Source organism: Arthrobacter sp. JUb119 (genome assembly GCF_024807995.1).
Classification (GTDB): Bacteria; Actinomycetota; Actinomycetes; order Actinomycetales; family Micrococcaceae; genus Glutamicibacter.
In genome coordinates this window covers 579,166-596,725 of sequence record NZ_JANUFE010000002.1, presented here as the reverse complement: position 1 = coordinate 596,725, position 17,560 = coordinate 579,166, and the positions used below count along the sequence as shown (strand labels likewise).

Below are 17,560 nucleotides of genomic sequence, written 5' to 3'. Positions count from 1 at the left end.
CCGCCGGTTTAGTTCGGCGCGCTGTGCAAACTGAGTTCGAGGGAATCCACTGCTTCAGCGAATTCGGTGTTTTGGGACAAACGTCCGTGGATTGCGCGAGTCGTCTCGCGAGCGTCGTTCTCGCTCGTTCCGGGAGCAAAAACAAACTGCAAGTTCAGTTCCGGTCCGGGACCTCCGCCAAGGACCACTTGCCCGTCCTTGCTGCGTGAGCCGACTCCCCTGCCCGGGGCAACCTTGACGGTCTGCAACTGGCCAAAGCCTTCGGTTGCATCCTGCACCAGGTTGGCGATCTGCTGGTTCTGATAACTCGGAATCCAGTCGATCTGCTTGGCCAGGTTCCAGACCCCCGGTCGTCGAAGCACGAAGGTGAATGCGCTTCCGGGATCGAGTACCAGCAGCTGGCATTCCTCGCTGACTGCCGAGAGGGCCGCCCGCGGGGCGTAAACCGCCACTGGTCGAGCTTCCTTGTGCCAAGCCTGCAATCGTTCGACGGTCGTGAAGATCGGCAGGGCCATGCGGCCATCTGGAGCCTTGATTTTCACCAGCGCCATATCGGCTTCCTTGTCGGATGCGAAGCCGTGTTCCGTCATGGCTTCTTCGCCGAGCTGGGCTACCACCGCAACGAAAACGCGTGCCTCGGACAAGGATTTATGCACCTCGCCCTCCCCTGCGCTGCCATCGCGCAAGGCCGCCAGTGCGGCAACGACGTTGGCGTCGGCCTTGCCGTCGTCCTTGTCGAAATTATGCAGGGGGTTGCCTTCACCGCTCAGGTCCCGGCCTTCCCAGTCCTGACCGGCAGAGTCGGTGCTAGAGCCTGCCTGCGCCAGTGCAGCGACAATATGTCCCGGCAGGTGGCGTTTGGGTGCAGATTCAGGTTGCTCGGTACTCATAGCTCCATGCTATCGGTGGTTTCGGGGTTGTTGGAGGGAAGTTTCAAAACTGCAGTCATGAGCTTGGACACCCCTATCCGATGATTTCAGATTTCTTTCCCAGCACCTGCGCGCAGTCGCGGGCCCGAGGAGGGAAAGACCGGGATCCGCTTTCACGAATAAAAAAGACGATTCAAAAGCGCGAGCTCCTGAATCGTCTTTCCCTGCTGCAGCATGGGGCCTAGCGGCGACCTGCTACATCGAGCGCTTCTTGCAAGGTGAATTGGCCCGAGTACAGCGCCTTGCCCATGATGGCTCCTTCGATGCCTTCTGGAACCAGCTCGCGCAAGACCCGGAGGTCTTCGAGCGAGGAGATGCCGCCCGAGGCGACAATCGGCTTGCTGGTCTTGGCAGCGATTTCGCGCAATAGTTCAACGTTCGGTCCGCGCAGGGTGCCGTCCTTGGTCACGTCGGTGACGACGTAACGGGCGCATCCGGCATCTTCGAGGCGGGCCAGAACATCCCACAGGTCGCCTCCGTCCTTGGTCCAGCCGTGGCCGGACAAGGTGGTTCCGCGCACGTCCATGCCCACGGCGATCTTGTCGCCGTGGCGGGCAATGGCCTGCTTGGTCCATTCCGGGTTCTCCAGCGCGGCGGTTCCGAGGTTGACGCGGGTAGCACCGAATTCCAGGGCCCGGTCAAGTGAAGCGTCATCGCGGATACCGCCGGAGAGCTCGACCTTGATATCCAGTTCCTTGGCAATGCGCTGGACAATCTCAACATTGCTGCCACGGTCAAAGGCTGCGTCCAGGTCGACCAGGTGCAGCCATTCAGCGCCGGCATTCTGCCAGGAGAGCGCAGCTTCCAGCGGGTCGCCGTATCCGGTCTCGGAACCGGCTTCGCCCTGGACCAGGCGCACTGCCTGTCCGCCAGCGATATCTACTGCAGGCAAAAGTTCGAGGATTGGTTGCTCGCTCATGATGTCCTTAGTGAAGAAGTAATGTGATTAGTAGGTCAAGGACCAGGCTGCGATCAGGCTCAGGCCTGCAAGTACCCACAGCGCGATGATCCATGAGATATGGGCCTTCTGGCTCTTCAGCGAGATGGCTCCGCCAATCAGGAAGGCCCCGACAACGCCCAGAATAAGGGTCCACATGCCTAGAGCGTCCCCAACCAATTGCGAAGCAGCTGCGCGCCAGCGTCCCCGGACTTCTCCGGGTGGAACTGCACTGCCGATAGCGGGCCGTTCTCGACGGCGGCCACGAAGGGCGTTCCGTGCGTCGACCAGGTCACCTGTGGCGGGGTCATCGCTGGCTGCGTTACGTCGAATTCCCACTTCTGAACAGCGTAGGAGTGCACGAAGTAGAATCGTTCACCCTCGATGCCGGCGAACAGCTTGGATCCCTCCGGCGGGCGTACCGTGTTCCAGCCCATGTGCGGGATGACATCTGACTGCAGGCGTTCAACCTTGCCCGGCCATTCGCCAATGCCTTCGGTTTTCACACCGTGTTCCACGCCTTCTTCAAAGAAGACCTGGTGTCCCACGCAGATACCCAAAACCGGCAGGCCCCCGGCAATGCGGCGACCGATCCAACGCAGGGAACCGGTTTTGGCCAGCTGCTCCATGACCGAGGCGTAGGCGCCAACACCGGGGACTACCAGGCCGTCGGCGGCCACGATCTTCTTCGGATCTGCGGTCAGTTCCACTTCGGCACCGGCGGCTTCCAAAGCGCGCACAGCGGAGCGGACGTTGCCGGACCCATAATCCAGGACAACTACTGTTTTCTTTTCCACTTACAGTGCACCCTTCGTGGATGGGATCTTGTCGCCCATGCGCTCATCGCGCTCTACCGCTTCGCGCAATGCGCGCGCGAAGGACTTGAACTGCGCTTCAACGATGTGGTGCGGGTCGCGACCCGAGAGCACCTCGATGTGAGCACAGATCTGTGCGTGGAAAGTGATGGCTTCGAAGACGTGACGGGTCATCGAACCGGTGAAGTGACCACCGATCAGGTGGTATTCCTGGCCCGCAGGCTCGCCGGAGTGCACGAGGTATGGCCGGCCCGACACATCGACTACCGAACGGGACAGGGCTTCGTCCAGTGGAGCGTAGGAGGTGCCGAAGCGGCGGATGCCGGCCTTGTTGCCCAGTGCCACGCGCAGTACTTCGCCAATGGTGATCGCGGTGTCCTCGACGGTGTGGTGAACGTCGATGTGGGTATCGCCGGTTGCACGCACGGTGAGATCGATGAGCGAATGCTTGGATAGCGCAGTCAGCATGTGGTCGTAGAACGGCACCGAGGTGCTGATCTCAGAGACACCGGTGCCATCGAGGTCCAGTTCAACGAATACGGACGATTCGCTGGTCACGCGTTCCATGCGGGCGCGACGTGCGCCAATCAATTCGGCAGACATGTCTTCCTTCGCTTGTCTTTGATTACTTCTGCGAGCCGAGCAGTTCGGCAAGTCGTTCCAAGAAGGCTGTGGTTTCCGATTCGGTTCCTGCCGTAACACGCAAGGTTCCCGGGATTCCATTGTCGCGGATGATGATGCCGGCTTCCAACAGGCCTTCCCAAATCTTGTGGGGGTCTTCGACGCCACCGAAGAAGACGAAGTTGGAGTCGGAGACCGATGGCTTGAGGCCAAGTTCCTTCAGGCGCGCGACGATGCGGTCCCGCTGGGACTTGATGTCCTCGACCTGGGCCAACAGCAACTCGATGTTCTTCAAGGCCGCGATGGCGGTTGCCTGGGTCACTGCCGACAGGTGGTACGGCAGTCGCACCAAGCGGATGGCATCGGTGACTTCTGGCGCAGCGGCCAGGTAGCCTACGCGCGCACCGGCCAGGCCGAAAGCCTTGGACATGGTGCGCGAGACAATCAGCCGCTGGCGGCCTTCGAGCAGGCTCAGCGCCGAGGTGGTGCTGGCCAAGGAGAACTCGGCGTACGCCTCATCCACGATCACCATGCCGTTATGCTCGCTCATGGCTTCATATACCGCGGTGATGACGTCCAGGCCAAGGGCCGTGCCGGTGGGGTTATTCGGAGAGCAGAGGAAAACGATGTTCGGCTTGTGCTCGCGAACCTGTGCGGCTGCGGAATCGGCGGACAACGTGAAATCTGCGGCGCGTTCACCGGCGATATATTTCGTGTCAGTACCACTGGCAAGCAGCGGGTACATGGAGTAGGTTGGGCCGAAGCTCATCACGGCACGGCCGGGGCCGCCAAAGGCTTGCAGGATTTGCTGCAGGATTTCATTGGAACCGTTAGCGGCCCAGATATTGTCCTTGGTGAGCGAGTGGCCGAGGTAATCGGCTAGGAGTTCGCGAAGCTCGGTGAACTCGCGGTCCGGATACCGGTTCAACATTGCCGCCGCCTTGGCCACCTCTTGTGCAATGGCATCGACGACTGTCGGTGGCAACGGATGGGTGTTCTCGTTGACGTTCAGCTGGATGGGCACGTCAATTTGTGGTGCGCCATAAGGGGATAGCCCGCGGAGATTCTCACGCAAGGGCAGCTGACTCAAAAGTTCACTGCGGTCATTCACGCATCAAGTCTACGTGCGCAGCGCGCCTGCCGGTGAATCCGCTACGGCCACAGGTAACAAACTCGAAGCAGGCTGGGGAAGCTAGCCGGCAAGGACCGGAATCGACAAGGTTTCGCCAACCTGGATTTCGCTGCCGGTCAGGGCATTGAGTTCGGCGATGTGGCCCACTGCCGAGGTCACGTCGTAACCGGTGGCGTAATCCCGGGCCAGGCTCCACAGCGTATCCCCTGGAATAACGGTGACATCAACGGTTCCGACTCCAACAGGAGTATCGGCTGCGGCATGCGCGTCAGAGGCAAACATGGAGATGAAGAAAGCTGCGGCGATGGTGAGTGCGAAAATGGGCATACCCACAAGCACGGCCCATCCGCGACGGTTGATGCGGATCTTCAGTGGTGCCTGGGTCTGATTTGAGTCAAGTGCGACGGTTGCCATGACTTTGTCTCCTCAAGAAATTCAAGTGATGCGAATTTGTATTCGAAAGCGTAGATTCGAAAACTTGTTCGAACCTCGTATATCTGTTCTAACAGAGGTTTGCGGAACTTGTCCAGAAGTTTTCGAACAAATCTTTGAAAGAAGCTCGCTTATCTACTAAGATTTCGAAGTAGACGAGCAATGAAAACATCTCACCATCTAGCGCCGACAGTTTGGACTTACGAACTTTCGAATGATTGCTAGGGAAGGCAAAATCTCATGTCAGCTTCACAACGCACTCCCCGATCGAATGCACGTTCGCTGACGATTCGCCAAAAGAAGATCCTGGAGACGATCCAGCGGTCAATCGGCAAGAACGGTTATCCACCATCGATGCGTGAGATTGGTGACGCAGTAGGGCTCAAGAGCCTTTCGAGCGTCACCCACCAGCTGAGCCAGCTGGAAAAGCTCGGCTATATCCGTCGAGATCCACGCCGTCCGCGCGCAATGGAAATCCTGCTGCCTCTGCAGCTGGCCGAAGACGCCGAGAAGGCCGAAGTTTCGAAGCCGGTCGAGCCAGATGCCAGCGAAGACGCCAAGATCATTGAATTGAGCACTTCCGCTGACACCACCATGGTTCCCCTGGTTGGCCGTATCGCTGCCGGCGGTCCGATCCTTGCCGAACAGTCCGTCGAAGATGTTTTCTCGTTGCCTCGTCAGCTCGTAGGCCACGGCGAACTGTTCATGCTCAAGGTTTCCGGCGATTCAATGGTTGACGCTGCGATTTGCGATGGCGACTGGGTAGTTGTCCGCCGCCAGCAGACGGCGGACAACGGCGACATCGTAGCTGCCCTGCTCGATGAAGAAGCCACGGTAAAGACTTTCCGGCAGCGTGACGGGCATACCTGGCTGCTTCCGCAGAACTCGCGCTACGAACCAATTTTGGGTGATGCCGCAACGATCATGGGACGCGTCGTCTCGGTGATGCGCTCGCTCTAGAATACGTACGGTCATTGCGCTGGTGCTTGGCACCAGCGCAATTCTCGTTTAACCCGCTATTGGCCGGCGTTCAACTCGAATTGAGCGGCCGCCGAGAAGATCATCCAGCGTTGGATTGCCGCCGAAAGCCGGCGTGGTTCCTGGTCAGCCAGATGGCGCGCCGTTGCCATGACCAGCCTCCTGGCCTGCTCCCGGCTCCGGGCTTCTATGCGGACATCATTACCGGCGAGGGCCAGATATCGGCAGAGTATCCCCGCGAACAGGTTGCCGTCTCCCCCGCTGTTGAACGAGAGGACCCCGGCAGCAGTTGACAGCGATTTCGTGGTGGCATCGATCAGTACTTTAGCGTGAGCCAGATCAGCAGGCTCGCCAAGCTCAAGCAATGCCCCGAGCACCAGGCCCTGGTTATAGGTGTAGACCGCTGGTTCCACGGCGTGTCCCTGCGTGGTCAACCGAAGTCCGTCCAGATACAGTCCTCGCTCCACGCTGAACAGATTCTTTTCCAGCCACTGGAGAAGCTCTCGCGCGGTCTCTTTCTCCCCGGTACGGGCAAAGAACAGTGCCGCCGGCGCGTTGGCTGGCGTGTTCTTGAAATCCCGCTTTCTGGACCAGTACAGGCCGCCGTCCAGCACCCCATCCATGCCGGCATGGAGCTGCCGTCCCAGCGTCCGAACTGCCGCCTCGGCAGGACGGCTCCTGTGTCCCGTCACCAGCTGCGTGAACTCTGACAGGCGGCCGCTGGCCAGGGCAAGCCAAGCCATGTCGTCGAAGAAGTAGTTGGGCAAGATCCCGAAGTTTCGAATTCGAATGCCGCGCAATAGGCCGTTGGCCCGGGCAAGCGCTTCGCGCGCCCGGTGTTCGTTGCCTTCGTCCCAGTACGATCGGCCCTCATCGATGATGGCATCCAGATAGTGCGCCTGCCACCAATAGTTCCACTCCGCAAGCGGGTGCGCGAAACCATTGAGATTGCTGAGCATGCTTCCGTCGCGCAACCGATGCGCTTTGCTGTAGCTCTGTCCAATCCACGTTCCGGGCAACCCCATGAGGCGATGCCCGAACCGCTGGTGGGTGTCGATCGCGGCTTGGTGCGCCAATTCCTGCATGGACTCCATGGTGCCTTCCGATTCGAGCTTCATCAGTTCTTGTCACAGACCTTAGTGCATCTGGAAGCATCATGCTGGTACCGGTTAAAGAACTTGAGCTGTCCCGAAGGACAGCTCAAGTTCATACTCTGGCCGCGGCTATTTCCCGCCCGGGTTCAATCGCTTGAGAACACCAGTGATGACCTTCTTATCGACAGTCGGCCACATCGGCGGCAGGGTAGCTTTCAAGAAGCTGCCGTACCGCGCCGTGGCCATGCGCGAATCAAGGATCGCCACAACGCCCTTATCCCCGACCGAACGAATCAAGCGCCCAGCACCCTGGGCCAGGCGAATCGCCGCATGGGTGGCGGCAACCTGCATGAAGCCATTTCCGCCATGCTTGGCCACGTCCTCGGAACGGGCCTTGGAGATAGGATCATCCGGGCGCGGGAAAGGAATCTTGTCGATGATGACCAGCCGGCAAGAATCGCCTGGCACGTCTACGCCCTGCCACAAGGTCATGGTTCCAAACAGGCAGGTGTCGCGTTCGCTGCTGAACTGTTCGACCAGCGACTTCATGCTGGCTTCACCCTGGCACAAGATTTCCACGTCCAGGCGCTCGCGCAAGATGCTTGCCGCTTCCTCGGCGGAACGCTTGGAAGTGAACAGCGCCAAGGCGCCGCCACCGGAGGCCTTGATGAGATCTTCGATCTCATCCAGCGTCTCCGCCGCCAGTTGGCGTCCTGGCTTGGGCAGGTGCTTGGCCACGTAGAGGATGCCCTGCTTGGGGTAATCGAAAGGGCTGCCAACATCTACGCCGGTCCATGATGGAGCGCCGGCGCCCATCAGGCCCAAGGAGCCTGCTACCGAGTCGAACTGCGAGCCAATGGCCAAGGTGGCGCTGGTCAATACGACCGTGCGCCCGTCGAAGAGGCCCTCGCGCAACTTGCCGGCCACCGACAACGGTGCCACGTTCAAGGTTGCAGGCTGGCTCTCATCGGCCTCGACGTAGCCCCGGCCTTCGACAAACTCCCGCGGACGGGTGGTGTACAGGACCTCGCGGCGTTCTTCGGATTCGAGCATGCGAATCGCATCATCCATCACTGCCTGCAGCTGGGAGCGGGCAGTCTGGCGGCCGCCATCGGCCGGTGCATTGGCTTCGGGCTTGGACAGCGCCAGAGCCAGCCGGGCCTGCTCCACGATGTCGTTCAGGGCAATGCCCATGTCTTCGCGCAGACCATGTTCCAGCAAGCCTGTCGGCAACCCGGTCAACGACTTTTCCAGGCGGTTTGCGGCCTTGACCATCTCATCCGCATTGATACCGCAATGGCGCTTGGCACCGCCAGCGGCGGTAAGCACCATGCGCGAGGAGAGCGCGCCCGAAACCGAGCTGGTCACGCGATCTTGCAGTTCGTGGGCCTCATCGATGATCGCGACTTCGAAGTCCGGGAGAACCGAAAGCCCCTCGAAGGCCGAAACCGCCAGCAACGCATGGTTCGTAATGACCACGTCGGACTCGGCGGCACGGGCACGCGCCATTTCCGAGAAGCATTCGTCCGCCATCGGGCACTTCTGCGAGCCGAGGCACTCCATGGCCGAAACCGAGACCTGCTTCCAAGCCTTGTCACTAACCCCGGGCACCAGTTCATCGCGGTCACCCGTGTCGGTCTCTTCGGCCCATTCACGCAGTTTCATTACTTCGCTAGCCAGCGGCGAGTAAGTGGTGCCGGCAGGTATTGCCGGCTCGTCCATGGAAAAAAGAGTGCCTTCGTCATCCGGGTATCCGCCGCCGAGCTTGTACTGGCACAGGTAGTTCGAGCGCCCCTTGAGCAGCGCGACATCCATCGGGCGCGAGAGCTTGCCCTTGAGCGAGTCGAGTAATCGCGGTACGTCACGGCCGACAATCTGCGATTGCAGCGCCAATGTCGCGGTGGAGACGATCACTGGCTTGGCGCTGGTTTGCGCGTGGGCCAGTGCCGGAATCAGGTAGCCCATGGACTTGCCCGTTCCGGTACCGGCCTGCACCAGCAAATGCTTTTCGTCTTCCAACGCGCTGACCACGTGCTTGACCATTTCCTGCTGGCCGGTGCGCATGGCGCCGCCCATGGAAGTGACCGCGGCCTCCAGGAGCCCCAGGGCCTGCTCTTGCTTATCCATGAAGGTTGAAGGTCTCCAACTCTGCAGCAAAGGAATCGCGCACCTTGACGATCAGCCGGGTGCCCTCCTCCAGGTGTTCGCTTTCCAGGATCTCGGATTCGCTCTGGTGCAGCTTGGCGATCAAATCCCCCCGGTTGTAGGGAATGAGTACCTCAAGCTGGACTCCGGGGCGTGGAATCGAGGAACTGATCTTTTCCAGCAGCTCCTGGATGCCTTCACCGGTATGCGCAGAGACAACCACAGTGTTGGATTCCTTGTTGCGGATGCGTTCGATAACGAACGGATCAGCCACATCAGCCTTATTCACCACGATGATCTCTGGGATGTTCAACGCGTCGACTTCGCCGAGCACGGTGCGCACGGCCTGGATCTGCCCTTCGGGATCCGGATGGGACCCGTCAACGACGTGCAGGATGAGATCCGAATCGGCGATTTCCTCCAAAGTGGAACGGAAGGCTTCCACCAGCTGGGTCGGAAGGTTGGAAACGAATCCCACGGTATCGGCCAGGGTGTAGGTCAGCCCGTCTTCGGTCGCCGACTGGCGAACGGTCGGGTCCAGGGTAGCGAACAGCGCGTTCTCCACCAGCACACCGGCGTTGGTCAGTCGGTTAAGCAGCGATGACTTGCCAGCGTTGGTGTAGCCGGCAATGGCTACGGCCGGAACCTCATTGCGCTTGCGGTTGGCACGCTTGGCTTCGCGCGCAGGCTTCATGGCCTTGATCTCGCGGCGCAGCTTCGCCATGCGGTCGCGAATGCGGCGGCGGTCCATTTCAATCTTGGTTTCACCCGGTCCACGCGAACCGATACCGCCACCGGCGGCACCCACGCGGCCACCGGCCTGGCGGGACATCGATTCTCCCCAACCGCGAAGGCGCGGCAGCAGGTATTCGAGCTGGGCCAGTTCAACCTGCGCCTTGCCCTCTCGCGACTGGGCATGCTGCGCAAAGATATCCAGGATCAGGCTGGTGCGGTCGATCACCTTGACCTTGACGATATCCTCCAAGGCGCGACGCTGCGAAGGAGCCAGCTCTGCATCGACAACCACGGTATCGGCGCCAGTGGAAGCAACAATTCCGCGCAGCTCTTCAGCCTTGCCCGAGCCGAGGAAAGTCGATGGGTCCGGCTTGCTGCGACGCTGCACCAGCCCGTCCAGGACCTCCGAGCCGGCGGTCTCTGCCAAAGCGGCGAGCTCACGCAGAGAATTCTCGGCGTCGGTGACGGTGCCGTCGCTCCAGATGCCAGCCAGCACGACGCGTTCCAGGCGCAGCTGGCGGTACTCGACTTCGGTGACGTCTTCCAGTTCCGTGGACAGGCCTGCGACGCGGCGCAGCGCACGGCGGTCGTCCAAATCTTCCTGGTCCCCGTCGAAATGGGTGAGGCCGGAGGAAAAACGGTTCAGTGCAGAGGCTTGCCCGGCGAAGATGGAACTCTCTTCTTCGCCGAAGTGCTGGACCTGCGGGCTCTGCGCATCGTCGGCTGCGAGGATTCGATCGATGGCGGCCTGGATCTGGGCATCATCCATAGATGCCGAATCGTGCTCGTGTGACTCGGAGTTAGTCATGGTCTCCTTAGAAGTACTTCGCTTTCCAGAATAGTGCGGGTGGGCCCCACTTTGCGACGTGGCGCGTTCAGTTTCGGTTGGTTCATCAAACATTCGTGGTCCTTTGCAAGGAGTAAAGGTCTATGAGCAGACAGGTGAATGCATGGTTACCGGTGAGCAAAGGCGAATGCGGGGTTCCAAAAAGAAGAACTGCCAAGAAGGGGAAATGACTTTGCTGTCTGCTGATTCATGCAGGTGGGCGCGCAAGAAGTGCACGGCCAGCTCGTGGAATCGCGGGTAACCAAGAGGATTACGTATTAGACGAAAATGAAAGTCATAGGGAAAACTCTATCAGTGATATCGTGTCGTGCCTATATCGCTTTGCTCACGTTGGAGACCCTGTTCTTTGGGGTAACCGTACTGGGCGATAAACTTTGCCTATGACCTCGGATCACTACTTCACCGCCAGCCCGGCCTCGGCAGACGAACGTCGCATCATCGAAGTCGAGCTCAATGGCTCGCTGCGCAAAGTGCAGACGGCCTCCGGCATTTTCTCCCCTGCCGGGCTGGATAAGGGCACAGCGGTATTGCTGCAGTACGTGCCGGCCCCTCGCGGACGCATCCTGGATATCGGGTGCGGCTGGGGGCCCATCACCTTGGCCGCTGCCGAGCAGTCCCCGCAGTCCGAGGTCTACGGCGTCGACGTCAATGAGCGTTCCATCGATCTGGCCCGCTTGAACGCCACGGCGTTGGGCTTGTCCAACGTTGTTGTCGGCACTCCTGAATCCGTGGATCCGAACCTGGAATTCGACACCATCTGGTCCAACCCGCCCATTCGCATCGGCAAGGATGCCCTGCATGAGCTGCTGATGCTGTGGTTGCCCCGTTTGGCGCCGGGCGGCGAGGCCTGGATGGTGGTGCAGAAGAACCTTGGCAGTGACTCGTTGCAGAAGTGGCTGGTTGAGCAGCTTCCCTCGGAGTGGAAGATCACCCGCGAAGCGACCGCCAAGGCCTTCCGCGTGCTGAAGGTAGCGCGCCCGGCCTAGAGGACCGAAGGCAAACCGCAGATCCGCTAGCCGAGCCAATCTGCGGTTCTGCGAAGAACCGGATCAGTTCTACTGCGCACCGAGGATCCCGCGCGCCACCAGATCCGCGGGGCCGCTGAGGATCGTATCTTCTCCGCCGCTTGCATTGCCGCGGAATTCAACGCCGACCACGCCGCCTGGCACCGCAACAGCCCACTGGTTGATCAGCGCGGTGCTGCGCGCCCAGTAGCGTACGGCAGCTGCAGCCGCGCAGGCACCGGTACCGCAAGAGAGGGTCTCGCCTACCCCGCGTTCATGGACGCGCATCTGGACCTGGGCAACTCCGTCTTCTTCAATCAGCGGTTCGGATGGAACCACGAATTCCACGTTGGTGCCGTGGGCAGGAACGGGAGATACCTCTGGTGCCTGGAACAGGTCCAATTCTTCGAGCATTCGGGCATCGGGCAACGCCACAACGGTGTGCGGATTGCCCATGGTGATGCTCAAGGCCGGCAGGGCCTGTTCCCAGCCACGCGGCTTGACCATGGAGTCCACGGATTTTTCGGCCGCGTCCTGCTCGAAGATCAGGCCCCAAGGACCCAGGTTCACTGCGTAGCCATCGACCAGGCGGGTAATTTCCTTGACCCCTGCACGGCTGCCGATTTGGAAGCTTTGCCCCACCTGGAGGCTCACCAGCCCCTCGGCAATCAGGTAGTGCGCGAAGGCACGCACGCCATTGCCGCACATTTCGGCGATGGAACCGTCGTTGTTCCGGTAATCCATGAACCAGTAGGCCTTGGGGTTCTCCAGGAACTGCTCTTCGTATCCCGGAACCTTGGAGGTTGGCACGGCACGGATGAGCCCGTCGCCGCCAATGCCGAAGCGGCGATGGCACAGGGCCGCTACCTGTTCGGGGGTGATGTCGAGCTTTGCTTCAGGGTCTGCAACCAGTACGAAGTCGTTGCCGGTAGCGTGGCCCTTGGCAAAATGTTGTCCAGCCAGCTGTCCTAGTTCGGTGCGGTACATCAATGCTCCTAGAGTTTTCCTGCGTATGTTGGCTAGCCAATGATCTTCAGCGTTTTTTCCAGCAGTCCCGGTTCGATCGGGTTCAGCCAGTTGACCCGCTGGTCTGCATTGAACCAGGTGATCTGCCGTCGCGCGAACTTGCGCGTGGCGATGATCGTCTGGTCGATGGCTTCGGCTCGGGTGATCAGCGCATCCAAGTAGTCAATGTACTGCTGGTACCCGATGGCACGCGAAGCGGTCTTGCCTTCGCGTAATCCTTGTTCAAGAAGTCCTGCGACTTCTTCGGCTAATCCCATGGCATCCATCTTGTGCACGCGGGCCTCCAGGGCTTCGTGCAATGCATGCCGGTCATAGTTCAAACCGATCTGGATTGCCGGTGCGGCATACTCGCGTTGCGGCATGAAGGAGCTGAAGGCCCGCCCGGAAATCTCGTAGACTTCAAGGGCCCGGATCGCGCGGCGCAAATCCAGGTTGCGCCCAGCTGACACCGGGTCCACCTCGGCCAATCGGCGGCGCAGGGGTCCGTCGCCTTCGGCCTCGACCTCAGCCTCCAGCCGTTTCCTGACCCCGGGATCCGTCGGCGGGAAATCGATGACGTCAAGTGCTGCGCGTACATACAGTCCAGAGCCGCCGACCATCACCGGAATCTTGCCGCGGGCCTGGATTCGGGCGAAGTGGTCGCGGGCTTGGGCTTGGAAGGCCGCGACGGACGCTTCCTCGGTGATGGCCATGGTGTCGAGCAAATGATGCTCGATGCCGCCACGTTCATCCACCGGCAGCTTCGCGGTGCCGATATCCATGCCGCGGTAGAACTGCAGGGCATCTGAATTGACGATTTCCCCGCCCAGTTCCCGGGCCAGGGCAATAGCCAAATCTGACTTGCCGGTGCCGGTGGGGCCGACGATGGCGATGACCGGCAGGTTCGAATTGGTCATGTACTTAGCTACGCACTTTCAAGGTTGGCATGCCCAAGCTCGTGCGGCCGATGGAACCGTTCGCAGCTGGGGAAGGTACCCCGCAGCTTTCGGCTTGGGCACGGTCCCAGGCATCCCCGGCACGCGAACGGAGCAGGGAGTACTGGTCAGCGGTGGGATCGGAAATCAGGTGGAATGATGCCACTTCGGTAATAGGCAGGGTGACCAGATCGCCTGGGCGCGGGGCTTGGGCTCCGTCAGGCACAGAGAAGTGCACCAGGCGCTGGTCCTGCGAGCGTCCGGACAGGCGCCGGGTTTCCCCGGACTTGCGTCCGGACTGCTCGGTGGCCATCACTTCTACGGTACGGCCCAGCTGCTTCGCATTCTCTTCCTTGGCAATGCGGTCCTGGAGCGCGGTCAGTCGCTCGTAGCGTTCCTGGACCACGGCCTTGGGCAGCTGGTCTTTAAGTTCGGCTGCCGGTGTTCCCGGCCGCTTGGAATACTGGAAGGTGAATGCCGAGGAGAATCGCGACGCTTCAACCACGTCGAGGGTGGCTTGGAAGTCCTCTTCGGTTTCGCCCGGGAAGCCAACGATGATGTCGGTGGTGATTGCCGCATGCGGGATGCGTTCGCGAACCTTTTCCAGGATGCCCAGGAATTTCTTGGACCGGTAGGAGCGGCGCATTTCCTTGAGCACCCTGTCCGAGCCGGACTGCAGCGGCATATGCAGCTGCGGCATCACGTTCGGGGTCTCGGCCATGGCATCGATGACGTCATCGGTGAAGGCCGCTGGGTGCGGGCTGGTGAAGCGCACGCGTTCGAGTCCTTCTATTTCGCCGCAAGCGCGCAGCAACTTGCCGAAGGCCAAGCGGTCTCCGAATTCCACGCCGTAGGAATTCACGTTCTGGCCCAGCAGGGTCACTTCGATGGCCCCATCATCGACCAGGGCCTGGATTTCGGCGAGGATCTCGCCCGGGCGGCGATCGCGCTCCTTGCCGCGCAAGGATGGGACGATGCAGAAGGTGCAGGTATTGTTGCAACCCACGGAAATGGAGACCCAGCCTGCGTACACGGATTCGCGCCGAGTCGGCAAGGTGGATGGGAAGACATCCAGTGATTCCAGGATCTCCAGTTGCGCCTCCTGGTTGTGGCGCGAGCGGGCCAGCAGCGTAGGCAACGAACCGATATTGTGCGTGCCGAACACCACGTCTACCCATGGGGCTTTCTTGACGATGGTGTCCCGGTCCTTCTGGGCAAGGCACCCGCCGACGGCAATTTGCATATTGGGGCGTTCGGCCTTCAGGTTCTTCAGCAGGCCCAGATGCCCGTAGAGCTTGTTGTCTGCGTTTTCACGCACTGCGCAGGTATTGAAGACGACGACGTCGGCTGCTTCTTCGGCCAGCTCTTCGGATTTGCGGCTTAGGCCCGCATCTTCCAGGAGACCGGAGAGCCGCTCGGAATCGTGCACGTTCATTTGGCAGCCGAAGGTACGTACTTCATAGGTACGGGGTAGTTCTCCACTGCCGATGTTGCTCAAGGTATGTTGCTCAGTCACTCTTCAAGATTACCGAAGATTGGGTACTGCTGAAATACAGGTGACCTTGGGACGCGCTCCGGCGTGCTGTTCGCAGCGCGTGCCCGCTAATCGCCGGATTCACCGCTTCCCTCGGAAGGGTTAGGATTGAATTAGACTATCAACTAGCCAATTCGGCCTATGAGAGAGATTTCCGTGGAAAACGATTCACCCCGCCCACAACCGGAACCCGAGAAATCCCGCCCATTGCGCTTGTCACGCGGCATGAAGGTCTTCCATATCTGGATGGCCGGAATATCCGCACTTTTCCTTTTCGCCATCCCGATCGCCATCGGCCTCCTCCCGCCGATGGACCACGAGACCGATGACCTGCTGTTCAATATCGGTGTTGGCTCGGTGCTTGCCGGGATCGCCGCCTTGATCCTGTGGGCATACCAGGGCATTGACGATTGGCTTGGACGCCGCAGCAAAGCACCTGCCCAGGATCCGAAGCGCAATCAGTAGCGGCTACCGAAGCGCTCTTCCCATTCTTCGCGCGCGACCTTGAAGGCCAAGCCGCCGTTGTAGCCTTTACGCCCCAGCATCCCTACTAGTCGGCGTAATGCCCTATCCCGATCTGCGCCCATGGATTCCGGGCGCAGTTTCGCGCGAACCAGTTCACGGGCCCGCTGCTCCTCGGCCTCATCATCAATCTGCTCAAGCGCTTCAGCGGCCAGTTCATCGTCTACGCCCTTGGTGCGCAGCTCGCGCTTGATCGCCCCACGGGCCAAACCGCGCGAGCGCGCGCGGGCAACTACCCACGACTTCGCAAAGCGTTCATCATCAACGAGATTGATCTCGGCATACCGGTCGATGACTTCATCAGCGATATCCTCAGGGCATTGGTTGTCAAGAAGCTTGTCCTTGAGCTGTTTCGCGGTCTTGTCGCTGGCTGTGAGCTGGCGCAGCAAAATGCCACGCGCCTTTTCCCGCCACTGGTCATCGCTGAGCTCTTCGGGCTCCCCGGCTTCGCGCGCCGCTTTTCTCGCTTCGCGTGCTTCGCGGCGTTCCTGCTTCGAGGGTTTGGCCGGTGCGGGCGCGGCAACAATCTGTTCCATCGCCGCACGCAGCTCTTCAACACTGCCCGGTTTCCTGGATTCCTCCGGGAAGCTGGCAATGGTGCGGGAGGTGCTGCCCGCTGGCATGGCTGGGGTTGCGGCGCGCCGGGCGGCGCGTTCCCGCCTAGCTGATTCCTCAGCCGCTTGTGCTTCCACTTCTTCCGGGCTGGGTTTTGCCCAGTCCGGCATGTCCTCGGGATCCCCCTGGAACTCTTTGGAAACGGACGTAGCGTCCGACCCGGAATTCTTTCCGGGTCGGACGCTACGTCGCTGGAAGCCTGGGGCCACTACTTATCGCCCTCGACGACTCGCAGTTCGGTCTCGTCTTCTTCAACTTCTTCCTGTGGCAGAACGCCGAGCTTCTGCAAGATCTGGCGCTCGAGTTCGTCGGCCAGATCCGGGTTGTCGCGCAGGAAGCGGCGGGCGTTTTCCTTGCCCTGGCCCAGCTGGTCCCCGTCGTAGGTGAACCAGGCACCGGACTTCTTGACCAGGTTATGCTCGACACCCATATCGATGAGCGAACCTTCGCGGGAGATGCCGTGGCCGTACAGGATGTCGAATTCAGCCTGCTTGAAAGGAGGAGCCATCTTGTTCTTGACGACCTTGCAGCGGGTGCGGTTGCCGACCGCATTGGTGCCCTCTTTCAGGGTCTCAATGCGGCGGATGTCGATGCGGACCGAAGCGTAGAACTTCAGCGCCTTGCCGCCAGTGGTGGTTTCCGGGCTGCCGAAGAAGACGCCAATCTTTTCACGCAGCTGGTTGATGAAGATTGCGGTAGTCTTCGAGGCCGAGAGGCGGCCGGTGATCTTGCGCAGAGCCTGGGACATCAAGCGGGCCTGCAGGCCGACATGGCTGTCACCCATTTCGCCTTCGATTTCGGCACGTGGAACCAGCGCTGCCACGGAGTCGATGACGATGATATCCAGCGCGCCGGAGCCCACGAGCATATCCATGATTTCCAGAGCCTGCTCGCCGGTATCCGGCTGGGAGACCAGCAGTGCGTCGGTGTCGACGCCCAGCTTCTTGGCGTATTCCGGATCAAGCGCGTGCTCAGCATCGATGAAAGCCGCAACGCCGCCGGCCTTCTGCGCGCTGGCGACTGCATGCAGGGCAACCGTGGTTTTACCCGAGGACTCAGGGCCGTAGATTTCAACAACGCGGCCGCGTGGCAGGCCGCCAATGCCAAGGGCGACATCCAAGGCAACCGAACCGGTAGGAATTACTTCAATGGGTGCACGGGTTTCATCGCCCAGGCGCATGACCGAGCCCTTGCCGTAGGCCTTGTCGATTTGGCCCAGGACAGCCTCTAGCGCCTTTTCCCGATCATTTTTTGCTGCCATGGTTCACCTTTGCTCTTGC

At 60.5% G+C, this 17,560-nt stretch carries 18 protein-coding genes; 3 read left to right on the top strand and 15 right to left on the bottom strand.

Annotated features, from left to right (window positions below):
* Positions 1 to 8 precede the first annotated feature (8 nt).
* From M2368_RS08815 to M2368_RS08785, 7 genes are all read right to left on the bottom strand, one after another.
* Positions 9 to 890 (bottom strand): SseB family protein, encoded by an 882-nt coding sequence (locus M2368_RS08815; protein WP_498724356.1) that lies wholly within the window; start codon positions 888 to 890, stop codon positions 9 to 11.
* Positions 891 to 1,110: 220 nt separating this feature from the next.
* The gene (gene priA / locus M2368_RS08810) at positions 1,111 to 1,848 is read right to left on the bottom strand and encodes a bifunctional 1-(5-phosphoribosyl)-5-((5-phosphoribosylamino)methylideneamino)imidazole-4-carboxamide isomerase/phosphoribosylanthranilate isomerase PriA (protein ID WP_105658153.1); all 738 of its coding nucleotides are present in this window, start codon (positions 1,846 to 1,848) and stop codon (positions 1,111 to 1,113) included.
* A gap of 27 nt (positions 1,849 to 1,875) precedes the next feature.
* Positions 1,876 to 2,025, bottom strand: a complete 150-nt coding sequence (locus M2368_RS08805) for a CG2302 family histidine operon protein (protein WP_166650645.1) — start codon at positions 2,023 to 2,025, stop codon at positions 1,876 to 1,878.
* Positions 2,026 to 2,027: 2 nt separating this feature from the next.
* On the bottom strand, positions 2,028 to 2,663 hold the full coding sequence (gene hisH, locus M2368_RS08800; protein ID WP_105658154.1) for an imidazole glycerol phosphate synthase subunit HisH: 636 nt from the start codon (positions 2,661 to 2,663) through the stop codon (positions 2,028 to 2,030).
* On the bottom strand, positions 2,664 to 3,284 hold the full coding sequence (gene hisB / locus M2368_RS08795) for an imidazoleglycerol-phosphate dehydratase HisB (protein WP_013348471.1): 621 nt from the start codon (positions 3,282 to 3,284) through the stop codon (positions 2,664 to 2,666).
* 22 nt (positions 3,285 to 3,306) lie between these two features.
* A complete protein-coding gene (locus M2368_RS08790) occupies positions 3,307 to 4,413 on the bottom strand; it encodes a histidinol-phosphate transaminase (protein ID WP_105658155.1) in 1,107 nt (368 codons plus the stop codon).
* An 81-nt stretch (positions 4,414 to 4,494) separates the two neighbouring features.
* The gene (locus tag M2368_RS08785; RefSeq protein ID WP_105658156.1) at positions 4,495 to 4,848 is read right to left on the bottom strand and encodes a LysM peptidoglycan-binding domain-containing protein; all 354 of its coding nucleotides are present in this window, start codon (positions 4,846 to 4,848) and stop codon (positions 4,495 to 4,497) included.
* 258 nt (positions 4,849 to 5,106) lie between these two features.
* On the opposite strand from M2368_RS08785, the gene lexA reads away from it, so the two are divergent.
* The gene (lexA, locus tag M2368_RS08780; RefSeq protein ID WP_105658157.1) at positions 5,107 to 5,826 is read left to right on the top strand and encodes a transcriptional repressor LexA; all 720 of its coding nucleotides are present in this window, start codon (positions 5,107 to 5,109) and stop codon (positions 5,824 to 5,826) included.
* A gap of 56 nt (positions 5,827 to 5,882) precedes the next feature.
* Here lexA and M2368_RS08775 read toward each other — a convergent pair whose 3' ends face one another.
* The 3 genes from M2368_RS08775 to hflX form a co-directional block, all read right to left on the bottom strand.
* On the bottom strand, positions 5,883 to 6,962 hold the full coding sequence (locus tag M2368_RS08775) for a glycoside hydrolase family 76 protein (RefSeq protein ID WP_133832952.1): 1,080 nt from the start codon (positions 6,960 to 6,962) through the stop codon (positions 5,883 to 5,885).
* A 105-nt stretch (positions 6,963 to 7,067) separates the two neighbouring features.
* Complete coding sequence (locus M2368_RS08770; protein WP_105658159.1) at positions 7,068 to 9,065, bottom strand: ATP-dependent DNA helicase; 1,998 nt, start codon at positions 9,063 to 9,065, stop codon at positions 7,068 to 7,070.
* Entirely contained in the window at positions 9,058 to 10,626 is a 1,569-nt protein-coding gene (gene hflX, locus M2368_RS08765; protein WP_105661882.1) for a GTPase HflX, read from the bottom strand. Before hflX ends, M2368_RS08770 begins: the two co-directional genes overlap by 8 nt.
* Positions 10,627 to 11,045: 419 nt before the next feature.
* Here hflX and M2368_RS08760 point away from each other — a divergent pair, with 419 nt between their 5' ends.
* Complete coding sequence (locus M2368_RS08760) at positions 11,046 to 11,651, top strand: class I SAM-dependent methyltransferase (protein WP_498724353.1); 606 nt, start codon at positions 11,046 to 11,048, stop codon at positions 11,649 to 11,651.
* Positions 11,652 to 11,720: 69 nt separating this feature from the next.
* Here M2368_RS08760 and dapF read toward each other — a convergent pair whose 3' ends face one another.
* From dapF to miaB, 3 genes are read right to left on the bottom strand one after another with little or no spacing between them, the layout of a single operon-like run.
* Positions 11,721 to 12,656, bottom strand: a complete 936-nt coding sequence (dapF, locus tag M2368_RS08755; RefSeq protein ID WP_133832953.1) for a diaminopimelate epimerase — start codon at positions 12,654 to 12,656, stop codon at positions 11,721 to 11,723.
* A 32-nt stretch (positions 12,657 to 12,688) separates the two neighbouring features.
* Entirely contained in the window at positions 12,689 to 13,591 is a 903-nt protein-coding gene (gene miaA, locus M2368_RS08750) for a tRNA (adenosine(37)-N6)-dimethylallyltransferase MiaA (RefSeq protein ID WP_133832954.1), read from the bottom strand.
* 4 nt (positions 13,592 to 13,595) lie between these two features.
* Complete coding sequence (gene miaB / locus M2368_RS08745; protein ID WP_498724352.1) at positions 13,596 to 15,125, bottom strand: tRNA (N6-isopentenyl adenosine(37)-C2)-methylthiotransferase MiaB; 1,530 nt, start codon at positions 15,123 to 15,125, stop codon at positions 13,596 to 13,598.
* A gap of 159 nt (positions 15,126 to 15,284) precedes the next feature.
* On the opposite strand from miaB, the gene M2368_RS08740 reads away from it, so the two are divergent.
* Entirely contained in the window at positions 15,285 to 15,608 is a 324-nt protein-coding gene (locus M2368_RS08740) for a hypothetical protein (RefSeq protein WP_498724351.1), read from the top strand.
* Here M2368_RS08740 and M2368_RS08735 read toward each other — a convergent pair.
* Positions 15,602 to 16,390, bottom strand: coding sequence for a regulatory protein RecX (locus M2368_RS08735; RefSeq protein ID WP_105658166.1), 789 nt, complete (start codon positions 16,388 to 16,390; stop codon positions 15,602 to 15,604). The two genes, M2368_RS08740 and M2368_RS08735, sit on opposite strands and share 7 nt — an antisense overlap.
* A gap of 98 nt (positions 16,391 to 16,488) precedes the next feature.
* A complete protein-coding gene (gene recA, locus M2368_RS08730; RefSeq protein WP_105658167.1) occupies positions 16,489 to 17,541 on the bottom strand; it encodes a recombinase RecA in 1,053 nt (350 codons plus the stop codon).
* Between the last annotated feature and the right edge of the window lie 19 nt (positions 17,542 to 17,560).